The organism is Rhodopseudomonas parapalustris (genome assembly GCF_053772255.1).
Window position 1 is genome coordinate 48,048 of record NZ_JAMKBZ010000029.1, and the last position, 16,019, is coordinate 64,066.

The 16,019-nt window shown below is 64.9% G+C and carries 12 protein-coding genes and 1 riboswitch; of the genes, 4 read left to right on the forward strand and 8 right to left on the reverse strand.

From position 1 onward, the window contains the following. Nucleotides 1–55 precede the first annotated feature (55 nt). From M9H71_RS20590 to M9H71_RS20610, 5 genes are all read right to left on the reverse strand, one after another. Nucleotides 56–367 carry a BrnA antitoxin family protein gene (locus M9H71_RS20590; protein ID WP_455406776.1) on the reverse strand — a complete coding sequence of 104 codons (312 nt, stop codon included), beginning with the start codon at nt 365–367 and terminating at the stop codon, nt 56–58. Further along, nucleotides 321–503 (reverse strand): BrnT family toxin, encoded by a 183-nt coding sequence (locus tag M9H71_RS20595; protein ID WP_455406788.1) that lies wholly within the window; start codon nt 501–503, stop codon nt 321–323. Before M9H71_RS20595 ends, M9H71_RS20590 begins: the two co-directional genes overlap by 47 nt. Nucleotides 504–1,071: 568 nt before the next feature. Beyond that, on the reverse strand, nt 1,072–2,013 hold the full coding sequence (locus M9H71_RS20600; RefSeq protein ID WP_455406777.1) for a prephenate/arogenate dehydrogenase family protein: 942 nt from the start codon (nt 2,011–2,013) through the stop codon (nt 1,072–1,074). Further along, nucleotides 2,010–3,107, reverse strand: a complete 1,098-nt coding sequence (gene hisC / locus M9H71_RS20605) for a histidinol-phosphate transaminase (protein ID WP_455406778.1) — start codon at nt 3,105–3,107, stop codon at nt 2,010–2,012. The genes M9H71_RS20600 and hisC overlap by 4 nt, the downstream gene beginning before the upstream one ends. Nucleotides 3,108–3,149: 42 nt before the next feature. Next, nucleotides 3,150–3,995 carry a chorismate mutase gene (locus M9H71_RS20610; protein ID WP_455406779.1) on the reverse strand — a complete coding sequence of 282 codons (846 nt, stop codon included), beginning with the start codon at nt 3,993–3,995 and terminating at the stop codon, nt 3,150–3,152. Between the two features lie 303 nt (nt 3,996–4,298). Continuing rightward, nucleotides 4,299–4,378: riboswitch (SAM riboswitch) on the forward strand. A gap of 103 nt (nt 4,379–4,481) precedes the next feature. On the opposite strand from M9H71_RS20610, the gene metX reads away from it, so the two are divergent. The 3 genes from metX (at nt 4,482) to M9H71_RS20625 (ending at nt 7,352) form a co-directional block, all read left to right on the forward strand. Beyond that, the gene (metX, locus tag M9H71_RS20615; RefSeq protein ID WP_455406780.1) at nt 4,482–5,684 is read left to right on the forward strand and encodes a homoserine O-acetyltransferase MetX; all 1,203 of its coding nucleotides are present in this window, start codon (nt 4,482–4,484) and stop codon (nt 5,682–5,684) included. Between the two features lie 2 nt (nt 5,685–5,686). Further along, nucleotides 5,687–6,382, forward strand: coding sequence for a methionine biosynthesis protein MetW (gene metW / locus M9H71_RS20620; RefSeq protein ID WP_455406781.1), 696 nt, complete (start codon nt 5,687–5,689; stop codon nt 6,380–6,382). Nucleotides 6,383–6,605: 223 nt separating this feature from the next. Beyond that, on the forward strand, nt 6,606–7,352 hold the full coding sequence (locus M9H71_RS20625; RefSeq protein WP_455406782.1) for a TIGR02594 family protein: 747 nt from the start codon (nt 6,606–6,608) through the stop codon (nt 7,350–7,352). A 186-nt stretch (nt 7,353–7,538) separates the two neighbouring features. On the opposite strand, the gene M9H71_RS20630 is transcribed toward M9H71_RS20625, so the two are convergent. Further along, complete coding sequence (locus tag M9H71_RS20630) at nt 7,539–8,327, reverse strand: MOSC domain-containing protein (RefSeq protein ID WP_455406783.1); 789 nt, start codon at nt 8,325–8,327, stop codon at nt 7,539–7,541. Nucleotides 8,328–8,553: 226 nt separating this feature from the next. Here M9H71_RS20630 and clpB point away from each other — a divergent pair, with 226 nt between their 5' ends. Further along, entirely contained in the window at nt 8,554–11,193 is a 2,640-nt protein-coding gene (gene clpB, locus M9H71_RS20635; RefSeq protein WP_455406784.1) for an ATP-dependent chaperone ClpB, read from the forward strand. 191 nt (nt 11,194–11,384) lie between these two features. Here clpB and M9H71_RS20640 read toward each other — a convergent pair whose 3' ends face one another. After that, on the reverse strand, nt 11,385–13,013 hold the full coding sequence (locus M9H71_RS20640) for a Vgb family protein (protein WP_455406785.1): 1,629 nt from the start codon (nt 13,011–13,013) through the stop codon (nt 11,385–11,387). A gap of 149 nt (nt 13,014–13,162) precedes the next feature. Next, nucleotides 13,163–15,193 (reverse strand): M23 family metallopeptidase, encoded by a 2,031-nt coding sequence (locus tag M9H71_RS20645; protein ID WP_455406786.1) that lies wholly within the window; start codon nt 15,191–15,193, stop codon nt 13,163–13,165. Nucleotides 15,194–16,019: the final 826 nt, after the last annotated feature.

The following is a 16,019-nucleotide window of genomic DNA, read 5'->3' on the forward strand; positions in this document are numbered from 1 at the left end:
CCGAAGGCGAAACCCATCGTACTTCGTCTGTGGGTTTCGCTGCGCTCAACCCACGCTACGCTTTCTTGCCTGCGGCCTTCTTTCGACTCATGTGCGACTTCAGCACCTCGCCCATGCGGGCTTGATAGCCGGGACCGGTCGACTTGAACCAGCGCAGCACCTCCGCGTCGAGGCGCAGCGAAACCAGTTGCTTGGGGTCGTCGGATTTAGGCCGGCCGCGGCTGATCAGTTTGTCGCCGTGATAGAGATCGCCGCGGGCGAAGTCTTCGTCCGTCAGCTCCGGAATCTCGTCGTACTCCTCCGGCGTTATGATGTGGGCATCAACCTTCTTCAAGTCGCTGCTCAAAGCGCGCTTTTTCCCTGTCATTGGCTTTCCTCATCGAGATCACATGCCGCGCTTCACCGCGGGGTGTCCACACCACGATCACCATCCGGCCAAGCAGTTTTCCGATTGTGATGATCCGCTCCTCCCCGTAGTTGCGCCGGTTGTCCGGGATGTAGATTCATTTCCCGGCGAAAACCTCCGCGGCATCGATAAAGTCGAGCTGACGTTCCTGCAGCGTCGCTTGGCGTTTGGCAGGATCGAACGTGATCCTCATGGTAGTCTCGTATGCTAATTATTGTAGATACAAAAAGTGGATTTTCAAGTCATTTGGCGCGAGGCTTTAAAGGCTGGGCGACGGGGCAATTTGTTCGTTGTGTCCAATCGTCGCCATCGTCAGAGCGATGGGTCGCCGGGTCAAGCTCGGCGACGACCCGAAGGCGTGCAAAGACGCCTTATAAAGACTGTAATCCGTGTCGTCCTGTCCTCCGGCGCCGCGAGAACGTCAGGGTGCGGCTGTCTGATGTTTGAACAGAGAGACGATACGGCGCAGAGCGCGCGCTCCACTCTCCACCGTCATCGCCCGGCTTCCGGGCGACCCAGTATTTCCAGAGCGCTGGTTGATCCGCCGTGCGCCCGCTACCAACTCTCTGCAAATACTGGGTCCCCCGCCTGGGCGGGGGGCAACGTGAGAGGGTCGAGGGACGACGTGAGTTAGGCGGGGTGAGAGCGGCGGGAAGGTTGCCCGCTTACTCCGCCGCCTTGCCGAGCTGCTTGTGCCGACGCCCGAAGTCTGGTGCCGCTTCGTCCTGGCCGATCTGGACGATACCGCGGCGGATGGCGCGGGTGCGGGTGAAGTGATCGAACAGCGCGTCGCCGTCGCCGCGGCGGATGGCGCGGGTCAGCTTCGACAGATCTTCCTGGAATTCGCCGAGCATTTCCAGCACCGCGTCCTTGTTGGTCAGGAACACGTCGCGCCACATCGTCGGGTCGGACGCGGCGATGCGGGTGAAATCGCGAAAACCGCCGGCCGAGAACTTCAGCACTTCCGACTGCGTCACGCCTTCGAGTTCTTCGGCCGTCGACACGATCGTATAGGCGATCAGATGCGGCAGATGGCTGGTCACCGCGAGCACCAGATCGTGGTGCTCGGGCGTCATGATCTCGACATTGGCACCGAGCGCGCGCCAGAACGCGGCGAGCTTTTCGGTCGCCTCGGCGTTGGTGCCCTCGGGCGGCGTGAGAATGCACCAGCGATTGATGAACAGCTCGGCGAAGCCGGAATCCGGCCCCGAATTCTCGGTGCCGGCGACCGGATGCGCCGGCACGAAGTGAACGTCCTCCGGCAGGAACGGTGCCATCGCCTTCACCACCGCGGCCTTGACCGAGCCGACGTCGGAGACGATCGCGCCGTGCTTCAGATGCGGCGCGATCTCCTTGGCAACATCGCCGCAGGCGCCGACCGGGATGCACAGAATGACGAGATCGGCACCGTCGGCGGCTTCGGCGTTGCTCTCGACCACGCGGTCGACGATGCCGAGTTCGCGCACCCGTGCCCGGGTCTCTGCCGACCGCGCGGTGGTGACGATCTCGCCGGCAAGGCCGAGCGACTTCGCACCGCGCGCGATCGAACCGCCGATCAAGCCGAAGCCGATCAGTGCGACTTTGCGAAACATCGGCGCAGAGTTCATGGCTGACCCATGAACTCGCGCAAGTTCTCGAGCACCAGCGCGTTGGCTTCGTCGGTGCCGATGGTCATGCGCAGCGCATGCGGCAGGCCGTAATTGTTCAGCGCACGCAGCACCAGACCGCGCTGGGTCAGGAACGCGTCGGCGTCCGCCGCGGTCTTGCCCTTGGTGGTCGGGAAGTGGATCAGCACGAAGTTGCACACGCTCGGCGTCACCGTCAGCCCGAGCTTGGGCAGCTCTTCGGCAAGCTGGTTGCGCCACTTGTCGGTGTGCGCGCGCGAGCGCTCGACGTGGCCGGTGTCCTGGATCGCCGCGACCGCGGCGAGCTGTGCCGGCACCGAGACGTTGAACGGCCCGCGGATGCGGTTGACCGCATCGACGATGTTGGCCGGGCCGAACATCCAGCCGATCCGCAGCGCGGCGAGGCCATGCACCTTGGAGAAGGTGTGGGTCAGCACGGTGTTCTCGGTGGTCGACACCAGCTCGATGCCGAGTTCGTAGTCGTTCTTTATCACGTAGTCGGCATAGGCGGCGTCGAGCACCAGCACGACATGGCTGGGCAGACCCGCACGGAGGCGCTTCACCTCGTCGAACGGGATGTAGGTCCCGGTCGGGTTGTTCGGGTTGGCGAGCCACACCAGCTTGGTGTTCGGCGTCACCGCCGCCAGCATGGCGTCGACGTCGGTGGTCAGATTCTTCTCGGGCGCCACCACGTTCTTGGCGCCGTTCGCCAGCGTGGCGATCGGGTACACCAGGAAGCCGTGCTGGCTTGAGATCGCCTCGTCGCCGGGCGCCAGATAAGTGTGCGCCAGCAGGTTGAGGATCTCGTCCGAGCCGGCGCCGCAGATGATGCGGGCGGGATCGAGGCCGTAGGCCTTGCCGATCGCCTCGCGCAGCACCCGCGAGGTGCCTTCCGGATAGTCCTCGAGATGATCCGCCGCGCTCTTATAGGCCGCGATCGCGTGCGGCGACGGGCCGAACGGGGTTTCGTTGGCCGAGAGCTTGAACACCTTGCGGCCGGGCTCGGCCACCGGGCTCTTGCCAGGGGTGTAGGGCGCAATATCGAGGATGCCGGGATTCGGCACGGGACGTGACATCGTCAACTCCGGAAAAATCGTCGGGCGGCTGAGGTCCGGTAATTACGCGGACTTGCCGCTCGGGGGCACCGTATAGCGCCTTGCGTGGCTGCCGACGAGGGCCGACGAACGGAGGGAGGCCCCCGCTGCGATCAGGGCAGCCTTGATCTGATCGAGGCCGCCGGGCGCCGGGATCGACACCAGCAGCGCTGCGCCGTCAAAAGCGGTATCCGGCACCGCCACGACGTCGGCCAGCGGCGACAGCGCCCGGGCGGTATCGGCGCTCCAGCCCGACACCCGGATGCTCCAGGTCTCGACCTCGGTGACCATGGCGCTGTCGGCGACCCGGGACACCACGAACACCGGCAGCGCCGCCGGGTGGTCGGCCCGTTCGATGAACGGCAGCCGGGCGATGATCTTGGGCGCGCCGTCGGCCTCCAGCGCCAGCCACCACGGAGTGTTGCCGGAGGTCGCCGACACCAGCGCCAGATCGCCCTTGGATTTCGCCACGGCATCGACCGCCGCGGAGGCGGAGAAGTGCGCCACGTAGGGGACCGTGAAGCCGAAATGGAAGCGGGCGGAATCCCGCATCGCCGACTCGCCGAGCGACTGGTCGGCGTGCACAGAGAATGGCGCCTGCACATAGGTAAAAGTCGCGATGATGACCCGCCAGATGCTCTCGACGGTGTCGAGCGGCAGAATGCCGTGATGACGCTGCACCAGACGCCGCATCATGTCGGCCTCGCGCGCCGGGCGGAACGCCGAGCCGACCTCCTGGGTCTGCTTCACCGCGATCAGCCGGTCGATGATGTCGCCGCGCTGCATCAACAGTTGGTGCACCTGCTCGTCGATGCTGTCGATCTCCTGGCGCAGCTCGGTGAGCGACGGCGGCGAGGGCGGCTTGGTCATTGCTTCAGAACCTTCAGGCGATACGCGATGCGACCTTCTGCTTAGGAAACCAGACGATTGAAGGCAAAGGAATTTGCCCTTGTTGGCCGAGGCGTTGCCGTAATCCGCAACGCGCCCCCTCTCCCGCTTGCGGGAGAGGGCTGGGGTGAGGGCATCCCAGGCAATGAGCCCGCGACTCGCGGAGCGGAGTGCCCTCACCCGGATCGCTGCGCGATCCGACCTCTCCCGCAGGCGGGAGAGGTACTCCGTGCACGGCGCAATGCCCCCCATATTGACGTCCGGCCGCCTTTAAGACTATCGTCTCCGCGATCCCGTGGTCATTTGAGCCGGCCGGCTTGCAGCCACGTTAAACAACTCGCTAAACAGGCCGGGGATAGTTCCGATCCCGGCCGAACCAATGTTCAGGCCGGGTTTTTTATTCGCCCTGCCGTTCTTATCTGAGGTCGAACCGGGGCATCCCGGGATGTCGAGGCCGTTGGCAGGCGTATGATGAATATCCATTCGGTAAAGGGGCAGAAAATAGCCGCCGGCGAGAGGACCCAGGAGGTCGATCACCCGCATTCGCTGGTCGCGCAGTTCGGGGCCGATCAGCCGCTGCCGCTGGATTGCGGCATCGAGCTGAGCCCGTTCCAGATCGCCTACCAGACCTACGGAACGCTGAACGCCGACAAGAGCAATGCCATCCTGGTCTGCCACGCCCTGACCATGGACCAGCACATCGCCAATGCGCATCCGATCACCGGCAAGCCCGGCGGCTGGCTGACCCTGGTCGGCCCCGGCAAGCCGATCGATACCGACCGCTATTTCGTGATCTGCTCGAACGTGATCGGCGGCTGCATGGGCTCCACCGGCCCCGCCTCCATCAACCCCGCCACCGGTAAGGCCTGGGGACTCGATTTTCCGGTCATCACCATTCCCGACATGGTCCGCGCCCAGGCGATGCTGATCGACCGGCTCGGCATCGACAAACTGTTCTGCGTCGTCGGCGGCTCGATGGGCGGCATGCAGGTGTTGCAATGGTCGGTCGCATTCCCCGAACGGGTGTTCTCGGCGTTGGCAATCGCCTGCGCGACCCGGCATTCGGCGCAGAACATCGCCTTCCACGAGCTCGGCCGCCAGGCGGTGATGGCCGACCCGGACTGGCAGCACGGCCGTTACTTCGAGCACGGCTGCTTCCCGCATCGCGGCCTCGCGGTGGCGCGGATGGCTGCACACATCACTTACCTGTCGGATGCCGCGCTGCATCGGAAGTTCGGTCGCAAGATGCAGGACCGCGAACTACCGACGTTTTCGTTCGACGCCGACTTCCAGGTCGAGAGCTACCTGCGCTATCAGGGCTCGTCCTTCGTCGAGCGGTTCGACGCGAATTCCTATCTGTATCTGACCCGCGCGATGGATTACTTCGACATCGCCGCCGACCACGACGGCGTGCTGGCGGCGGCGTTTCGCGGGACGCAGACAAGGTTCTGCGTGGTGTCGTTCACCTCCGACTGGCTGTTTCCGACCTCGGAGTCGCGCGCCATCGTGCATGCGCTCAACGCCGGCGGCGCGCGGGTCTCGTTCGCCGAGATCGTGACCGACAAGGGCCACGACGCGTTCCTGCTCGACGAGCCGGAGTTCATCGATATCGCGCGCGCCTTCCTGCAGTCGGCCGGTGCGGCGCACGGCATCGGCAAGGCGGAGCGCTGATCATGTCGGTGCAGGAAAGCTTGCCGCTGGAAGCGCACGCGCGGCCGCAATTGCGCGTGCATCGCGCCGATCATCTCTTGGTCGCCGACATGGTCGAGTCGGGCACGAAGGTGCTCGACGTCGGCTGCGGCGAAGGCGACCTGATGCAGCTCCTCGAATCCCGCGGCGTCGATTGCCGCGGTATCGAGCTGTCGCGCGAGGGCGTCAACCGCTGCGTCGCGCGCGGGCTCGCGGTGGTGCAGGGCGATGCCGACACCGACCTCGATCACTACGTCGACGATGCGTTCGACTACGTGATCCTGTCGCAGACGCTGCAGGCGACGCGGCAGCCGAAAGAGGTGCTGGAGAATCTGCTGCGGATCGGGCGGCGCGCGATCGTGTCGTTTCCGAATTTCGGCTACATCAACATGCGGCTGCAATTGCTGATCCACGGTCAGATGCCGCGTACCGACAATTTGCCGGCGACCTGGTACGACACGCCGAACATTCACTTCTGCACCATCAAGGATTTCGTCGGGCTGTGCGGCGAGATCGGGGTGAAGATGGAGCGCGCGGTGGCGCTCGATCGCTACGGTCGGCCGCTGCGGCTGAACGCGCCGTGGTGGTTCTGGAACATGTTCGGCGAGCAGGGCGTTTTCCTGCTCAGCCGCGCACAGAAAAAATCGCCCGTCGAACCGGCCGATTACGTCGCCCCGTAGCAGATACTAACGATTAGTTAACGCGTGCGGCGGCGGGTGCGTCGCACGCGATACGTGCAGAAATGGCGCGTATCACGGAATTTCCTCGAAAATTCCACTCAAATCCGACTCTCGCTGTCTCAGGGCCATGCTCTCGCCATCCCCGGTCGATTAACGCGTCGACCCCGATGTCGACCCGTGGGGCGGGTCGGCGTGTTCTGGGAGTTCGGGAGAAAAAGTCTGTATGGTATTGTTCACTGCGTTCGGCTTGTTCCGTGTCGTCACTGCCGTGCTGGGTGTCTCGGCGTTCGTGGCGATCGCTGCACCCGCATCGGCGAAGCCCTTGCACCGTCACCACGCTCATGCATCCAACCACGCGCATCATGCCGCATCGCGTCACGCGCACCATCACCGTCGCTCGCACGTCTCGCGCCGTCACGGCCGCATCGCGCAGCAGCAGGCCGACGTCGCAGCGCCTGCGTTCGGCTTCAGCGACCCGGCGATGAACGTCTCGGCCGCAATGACGCAGCCGCAGTTGCAGCCCGCCGCGCAGAAGCGCCATGGTCGCCGTCACCGCGTCGCCGCGCAGCAGCAGATGCAGGATTCGCAATGGCAGTCGTGGAACGGCGGCGGCGCGGGTTCGAGCCTGGTCGCCGAAGCGCGTAGTTTCATCGGTCGCGGCAATCCGACCGGCCGGCGCGCCCTGTGGTGTGCGCGGTTCATGAACATGGTGCTGCAACGGACCGGTCACCAGGGCACCGGTTCGGACATGGCGAGCTCGTTCGCGCGCTACGGTCAACGCATCTCCGGTCCGCAAGTCGGCGCGATCGCGGTGATGTCGCGCGGTAGGCGCGGCGGCCATGTCGGCGTCGTCAGCGGCATCGATCCCAACGGCAACCCGATCGTGGTCTCCGGCAATCACGGCCACCGCGTCGCCGAGGCGGTGTACTCCAGAAGCCGGATCTACGCCTACGTGATGCCGTCGAGCTGATTGCTCGGCGCTTTCCCGCACGCGATTGTCATGCGCGGGCTTGACTCGCCTGCGCGGCCGAAGCCGCTTCGGCGCGGCGAAGGCCCGCGCATCCATCAAGCGCGAAGCGCGTCTCTTCGAAGAAGATGGATCGCCGGGTCGAGCTCGGCGATGACGTCAGGAGTGTTGCGCGATCTTGCAAGCAAGCTACGCGAACAGCTCCGCCTGCTCGACCTGCACCGCATCGCCTTGCGCAATATCGCCGGCTTCGATCACTTCGGCATACACCCCGCAATCGGCGTGACCGAGGTGCTTCTGCAGCGTCTCCGGGATCGACATGTCGCGGACGGCCGTTTGCGGGTCGACGTTGGTGGCGGCGCAGCGGACGATGCGTTTGACGACTTTGAGCCGGGTGCTGCCGATCGTCAGCACCCGGTCCATCAGGTCGAATTCGTGCCAAGCCGGCCAGCCGTCGACATAGAGGTTGGCACGGAAGCGCAGCGGATCGACCGGCCGGCCGATCATGGCTTCGAGCGCGGCGACGCTTGTTTGGTTGATGATCGACACCACTTTGCGGGCGACGTCCGAGAAGCTATGGCCGTGGCCGGCCAGTAGTTTCGGCGGGCCACGCAGCTCGTCGGCGCAATAGCCGGCGAAGAACTGCTCGATCGCAGCGCGCCCCGCCTCGGTCTTGAGATCGCCGCGGGCCACCTCGGCGCCGTCGCGTGAGATGCTGAGTTCTCCGGTCGCAGTGTCGTAGCGGCTGCGCAAGGCGGCCAGCCGCTCGTTGCGCATCAGCATCAAGAACCGGATCTTGGGGAAGTAGCGGGGGCTCGCCGGATCGAATCCGATCGGCCCGTTTTCGATGGCGAACGCCCGGTCGCCGGGCAAAGTCTGTCCGATCTCCAGCCCGACGGTCGGCAACAGCTCGGGCGACAAGCCCTTGACGGGATAGCGGTAGATCGAGGCGAGGGAGGCGAGGGCGAGGTCTGTCATGGCGGGTATTTAGGGGATCTCGGCGGGCTCGGCAGCCCACGAAAATGTGAGCCGAGGCCTTCCGTTTCCGGGAACAGATGCCCACATTTGCGTCAAGCCGATGCGCTCCGCACGGTGACGACCGCCGCCGGCTGAGGAATGTCAGCGCGGCCGGCGGAACCCCAATGAAGATGCCGTCGCGCGTGCTTTTTGAAGGCGCCGAGGGCAGGCTGAGGGACCGAAAACAATGAACGTTGAAAAATATACCGAACGTGTGCGCGGCTTCATCCAGTCGGCGCAATCGCTGGCGATGCGCGAGGGCCATCAGCAGTTCTCGCCGCTGCATATCCTCAAAGTGCTGCTCGACGATTCCGAAGGGCTGGCAGGCGGTCTGATCGACCGCGCTGGCGGCAATTCGCGCGCGATCCTGAAGGCGACCGAAGACGCGCTCGGCAAGATGCCGAAGGTCTCCGGCTCGGGCGCCGGCCAAGTCTATCTCGATCCGGCCACCGCGCGGGCGTTTGACGCTGCCGAGAAGGCTGCCGAGAAGGCGGGCGACAGCTTCGTCACCGTGGAACGGCTGCTGCTGGCGCTGTCGCTGGACAAGGACAGCGAGGCTGGCAAGCTGCTCGCCAAGGGCGGCGTCACCCCGCAGAATCTCAACGCTGCCATCAACGCGCTGCGCAAGGGCCGCACCGCGGATTCGGCGACGGCCGAGAACGCCTATGACGCGCTGAAGAAATATGCCCGCGACCTCACCCAGGCGGCGCGCGACGGCAAGCTCGACCCGGTGATCGGCCGCGACGAGGAGATCCGCCGCACCATTCAGGTTCTGTCGCGCCGAACCAAGAACAACCCCGTGCTGATCGGCGAGCCCGGTGTTGGCAAGACCGCGATCGTCGAAGGACTGGCGCTGCGCATCCTCAACGGCGACGTTCCGGAGAGCCTGAAGGACAAGAAGCTGCTGGCGCTCGACATGGGCGCGCTGATTGCGGGCGCAAAGTATCGCGGCGAGTTCGAGGAGCGGCTGAAGGCCGTGCTCAACGAGGTGACCGCGGCCGAGGGCGGCATCATCCTGTTCATCGACGAGATGCACACCCTGGTCGGCGCCGGCAAGGCGGACGGCGCGATGGACGCGTCGAACCTGCTCAAGCCTGCGCTCGCCCGCGGCGAACTGCACTGCATTGGCGCCACCACGCTCGACGAATATCGCAAGCATGTCGAGAAGGACGCAGCTTTAGCGCGGCGCTTCCAGCCGGTGTTCGTCAACGAGCCGACGGTCGAGGACACCATCTCGATCCTGCGCGGCCTGAAGGACAAATACGAGCAGCACCACGGCGTGCGGATCGCCGACTCGGCGATCGTCGCCTCAGCGACGTTGTCGAACCGCTACATCACCGACCGCTTCCTGCCCGACAAGGCGATCGACCTGATGGACGAGGCCGCGGCGCGGCTGAAGATGCAGGTCGACTCCAAGCCGGAAGAGCTGGATTCGATGGACCGCGAGATCGTGCGGCTGAAGATCGAGCAGGAGGCGCTGAAGAAGGAGAGCGACGTCGGCTCCAAGACCCGCCTGGTGGCGCTGGAGAAGGAGCTCGCCGAGCTCGAAGAGAAGTCGGCGGTGCTGACCCAGCGCTGGAGTGCGGAGAAGAACAAACTCTCCAATGCCCAGAAGCTGAAGAGCGAACTCGACGGCCTGCGAATCGAACTCGCCAACGCGCAGCGCCGCGGCGAATATCAGCGCGCCGGTGAGCTTGCCTATGGCCGGATTCCAGAGCTGGAAAAGAAGCTCGCCGACATCGAAGCCCACGAGAACGCCGGCGAGATGGTGGAGGAGGCGGTCACCGCCGACCACATCGCTCAGGTGGTGTCGCGCTGGACCGGCGTGCCGGTCGACAAGATGCTTGAGGGCGAGAAGGAAAAGCTGCTGCGGATGGAAGAGCAGCTCGGCCAGCGCGTGGTCGGGCAGTTCGAAGCCGTGCACGCGGTCTCGACCGCGGTCCGCCGCGCCCGCGCCGGCCTGCAGGACCCGAACCGGCCGATGGGCTCGTTCATGTTCTTAGGGCCCACCGGCGTCGGCAAGACCGAGCTGACGAAAGCTCTGGCGGAGTATCTGTTCGACGACGAGACTGCGATGGTCCGCATCGACATGTCGGAGTTCATGGAGAAGCACTCCGTGGCCCGGCTGATCGGCGCACCTCCCGGCTATGTCGGCTACGACGAAGGCGGCGTGCTGACCGAGGCGGTGCGGCGCCGGCCGTATCAGGTGATCCTGTTCGACGAGATCGAGAAGGCGCATCCGGACGTGTTCAACGTGCTGCTGCAGGTGCTCGATGACGGCCGCCTGACCGATGGTCAGGGCCGCACCGTGGACTTCCGCAACACGCTGATCGTGATGACCTCGAACCTCGGCTCGGAATATCTGGTCAATCAGCCCGAGGGCGAGGACACGTCGGCGGTCAGGGAGCAGGTGATGGGAATGGTGCGGGCGCACTTCCGCCCCGAATTCCTCAACCGCGTCGACGAGATCATCCTGTTCCATCGCTTGCAGAAGAGCGAGATGGGCCGGATCGTCGACATCCAGTTCGCGCGGCTCACCAGGCTGCTCGAGGACCGCAAGATCGTGCTCGACCTCGATGCCGCCGCGCGCGATTGGCTCGCCGAAAAGGGGTGGGATCCCGCTTACGGCGCCCGCCCCTTGAAGCGGGTGATTCAGCGCAGCGTCCAGGACCCGCTCGCCGAGATGATCCTGGAAGGCTCGGTCAAGGACGGCGACCACGTCGCGATCTCGACCGAAGGCGGCGTGCTGACCTTCAACGGCGCCCCGCCGCACACCGCGGACGTCGAGCCGTTCACGGGACGTCCGCCGAAGCGGATGTTGAACTGAGCGATGTTAAGGTGATGCCCTTCGTCATTGCGAGGAGCGAAGCGACGAAGCAATCCAGCACTGTGCACGGAGCTTCTGGATTGCTTCGCTTCGCTCGCAATGACGGAGTGAGCGTTGACGGGGCTGATGAGACTTTCTTACACCTACGACGTGCTCAGCAGTGATCGCTGCGGAGCACGTCGCGTTTCGGCTTACTTCTTCTCGATCTTGTAGATCGCGTTTTCGATGTCCGACGACACGTAGATCGTGCCGCTGGCGCCGACACCGACGCCGGTCGGCATGTTGGTCGGCGGCAGGCCGGGAGCGGGGACGAGGCCGATCGGCAGATTGCCGGCGAGTTCGGTGACGCTGCCGCTGGTCGGATCGACTTCGATCACCCGCTTGGCGCCGACTTCGGCGACGATCAATTTGCCGGAGGGTGCGAGCGCAATGCCTTCGGGCATCTTGAGGTCCTTCGCCACGACCGTCTTGGCGCCGGTCTTGGGATCGATCTTGCTGATCTGGCCGGCGAACGCTTCGGTCACATACACCGCACCGTCCTTGCCGAGCACGAGGCCGACCGGACCCGCAAGATCGGTCGCGATCGCCTTGCGGTCCTTGCCGTGCTCGCCCGAGACTTCGACCAGCGATTTTGTGCCGAGTTCGGCGACCAGCAGCTTGCCGTCACCGAGCCGGATCGCGTCGTAGGGCGCCTTGAAGCCGTGCAGCATCTCGCGGCTCTGGCCGGTCTTGCGGTCGATCGTCTGCACCGTGCCGGTGAACCAGCTCGACAGAATCACCTCGTCGCCTTTGGCCGTGGCGCTCATCGGATATTCCAGCGTGGTGCCGTCGGCGTGCATCCGCGCCACTTCGCGCACCTCGCCGCTGGCGCCGTCGACGCTGCGATAGGCGAACACGTCGGCGACGTAGATGGTGTCCTTGCCGTCATCGGAGACGACGCCGATGCCGCCGGGGAACGCCAGTCTGCCGATGATCACCTGCTTGGCCGTGCCGGTTGTCGGGTCGACTTCCTGGATGCCGTTGTCGGCCATGTTGGAGACGAAGATGCGGTCGTTGCCATCGATCGCGAGATTGTCGAGCGACGGTTTGAGCTGCGCCGCGACCTGTTTGGCGCCGGTCTTCGGATCGATTTTGACGAGTTGGCCGAGCGCGGTGTCGAGCGCCCACAGATTGCCCTTGGAGTCGAAATTCGTCGCCGCCGGAATCTTGAAGCCGTCTGCGACGATGCTGAGCTCGCCCTTGTCGACGTCGACCTTGACGATCTGTCCCTTGAACCACAGCGGGCCGTAGAGCTTGTCGTCGGGGCCGAATTCGAATCCGTTCAGGCCGCCCATCTTCTCCATGATCTTGCGTGGCGGCTTGGCGCCCTCGACATCGATCTCGTACAGCGCGTCGCCGAGAAACACCTGGGTCGCGTACAGCCGTCCGTCCTTGCGGAAGGCGAGTGAGTTGATGCCGGGCAGGCCGGAGGCGAGCTTCTTGATCGGGCCGTCGCCCTTGCGCGTATAGAGATCGCCGGTGAGGAACGCGGTCCACGCCATGGTGCCGTCCGGGGCGATCGCGATGTCGTCGGCCATGCCTTCCGGCGTCGGCACTGCGATCTTGGCGGTGCCGGCGGCCCGATCGACTTCATACAGCGCTGCGCCGGCGACGCTGCCGGCGAACAGCTTGCCAGCCTTGTCGACCGCAAGGCCGTGGACGCCGTGAAACGCCGAGCCTTCCACCAGTTTGGTGACGTTGTAGCCGTCCGCGTGGGCGCCGGACAGCATCAGCAGACCGATCGTCAACGCACTCGCGCCGCGCGCAAGTTTACCCTTCATTGCATTCCCTCCGAGATCTTCTCGTTGTTATGGCGAGAGTATTCGGCGGGGGGCGGATGTTGGCAAACAGAATCGAAGCCGCGCTGCAGCACAGTCCGTGTTGCGAAATGTCGCGCCGCGATCGGGCAGGCTTCAGATCAGCGCGAGGCTCAGCGCCGCGCCTGCGCACTCGACGAGGTGCGCACCGGCGCCGATGACGTCAGGTCTTCGGCTAGCCGTCCACCACCGCGACCGGTCATCATCGTGTCGAGCCGGTCACGCTCCTTTTCGAACGACGCCAGCAGCGGGCCTTCGAGCGAGCGGCCGCGCGGCAGGCGCACGCGCATCGGATCGACGAAGCGGCCATTGACGATGATTTCGTAGTGGACGTGGGCGCCGGTCGACAGGCCGGTGGAGCCGACGAAGCCGATCACCTGGCCCTGGCGGACCCGCTTGCCGGGCTCCATGCCCTTGGCGAACGCCGACATATGGCCGTAGGCGGTCTCGTAGCCGTTGGCGTGCTTGATCCGAATGTATTTGCCGTAGCCGCCTTCCCAGCCGGCTTTTTCGATCACGCCGTTGCCCGAGGCAAAGATCGGCGTGCCATAGGGCGTCGACCAGTCGACGCCGGTGTGCATCTTGACGTAGCCGAGGATCGGATGACGGCGGGCGCCGAAGCCGGAGCGCATGATCGCCTGATTGACCGGCTTGCGGACCAGGAACTTCTTCGCGCTCTTGCCGGTCTCGTCGTAGAAATCGACCACCGAGTCGTCGGGGGTCTGGAAACGATAGTATTTCTTGGTCTCGCCGCCGACGGTGAGGGAGGCGAACAGCACGTCGTTCTTCTCGACCGCGGCGGTGGTCTCGTCGTCGCCGGCGTAGAACACTTCGAACGAATCGCCGGCCTGTACCCTGCGCTGGAAGTCGACGTCGTAGGAGTAGATCCGGATCATGTCGTCGATCACGTTCTGCGGCACCTTGTTGCGGAGCGCAGTCTCGTAGATCGATTGATACAGCCGGACGCCGCTGCCGTCGTCCTCGTCGTCCTCGGTGTTGTCGGCGGTTTCGCTGACGGTGTTGAGGCTCTGGACGTCGACCGCGACGTAGCGGCCGAGGTCCGACAGCGCCGCCACCGCTTCGACCGTCGAATCGCCTGCGACGATCACCCGGAACGGCTGCGGCGGTTTGCCGGGGCCGGACGGCTCCATCAGGATCCGCAGTTTCTGGCCTTCCTTGAGGCCGCCGTCGCGACCGCGGGCGCCGAGCGCGGCGGCGACCGCACGGGCATCCTCTTCGGTTGCGCCCTGGTCGCGGAGCACCGAGACGACGGTGTCGCCCTTCTTGACGATATGCGTGCGCTCGCCGGTTGGATTGCCGCCGGTCGCCTGCTCCTTGGTCTTCGGCAGCAGCGTGACGTTCTCCGGCACGATTCGCGTCTCGAAGCCGGCATAGGGATCGGCCGAGGGGCCTTCGGGCGCATAGGCCAGCTTCATGTCACCGCCGAAATCGCCGGCGGAGGCGCTGGCGTAGCGCACGCCGCTGTTGCCCTTCCAGTTTGCGGCGTCACGTACCCGCATCAGGATTTCGTCGGGGGGAATCTGGCCGACGATCTTGGCGCGCGGCAGCACGGTGCCGAGATCGCGGGTGACGAACGAGACCTCGGCGTCGGGTTCGACCGCGTCGGGATTTTGCGCGTCGTCGCTGGGCGCCGCGGCTCCGACATCGCTCAGCATCCGCTGGGCGTTGAAAGCGGGAATCTTGGCAGACAGATCGCTGGTGGTCAGCGACAGATTGCCGGAAATCCGGATGAAGGGGCGAACCCGGACCACATCGCGATGCCCGACCCGCGACACCGTCGAGACCCGAATCACGCTCCGAGCCAGTGCGGCTTCGCTTGGCGGCGGCAGCCGGTCGCTCTTGTGCAGGGCGGCGTTCTTGTCGGCGCCGAACGCGCCGCGGAGCGCGGCCTGCACCAGTTCGGGCGCTTTGGCGAATGTGGTCTCGCCGTCGAGCGAGGCGAACACCGCGCCGCCGATCAGCGCCGCGCCGCACAGGCCAGTGAGAATCGTGCCGCTGAACCATTGCACCGACACGCGCCGGCGATCGATGACAGCGGCCTCGGAGCCGTCGACGGAAAGCGGCGGCTCGTGGCCGAGATCGATATAGCCGACCTCACGCCCGGAGCTGCGCCCGCGTGACACCCTTTGGCTCAATCCGTCGTCCCCCGATTTCGCAATCGGCCGCACTGGCGGCCGGTCGGCTAGTCTGAACGATCAGGCCATTGGCCGATCAAACCTCTCCGCGCCGCGTCGCGGACCGGAGCCTTCTACCCGATTGCCGCCGTGTTGTCCGCCACGGAAGGCGTACGCCATCGACCGCAAGTGTCGCGACGCAGGCCGCGCGTGGCCAAATTGCTGGCCGCCGCCGGTGGCGTCAATCGAAAGCGGCCATTTCGGCCGTTCCAATGCTCGTGCTGTTCCGAAACCGACATGATCAGGAGCAATGCGCCCGTCCGCAGACCGCGGGACGTCGAATTGTCTTCTCGATCTGTTGGGGAGAACGCCTCTCGAATGTGGCCTCAGTACGGCGTACGTGGCGAGAAAGCCTTGGGAAAACTGGAGAAAATCAAATTCTTCAACTGCGCGACATTTTTCTGACGAAGCCGTTGACAGCTCCGAGGGGGGCGGCCTATAAGACGGCCACTGAGCGCGGCGCCGCTGAGCCCCACGGGCTCCAGCGAGCTTCCGCGCCTCTGGAACTTCATCGAATTCGATGAGTGCAACAGCAGCCGATCGTTGTCGGTTGCCATTCGCTGTCGGTTCGGAAATTCCAAACTCCTATTAAGTGTAGGAGTTGAAGTCTTGAAGGTCCTTGTGGCTTTCGGCTTCGTTGAGATCTTCGGATCTCGGGCTGTTTGACAAGTGAAGAAGAAGAAAGAGAAACGTGGACGGCGAAGTCCTTGCGGGTCTCGGTTTTCGGAGGGCTTCGGCTTTCTGGGATTGAGACCGGACGAAAGACTTCGGCGGT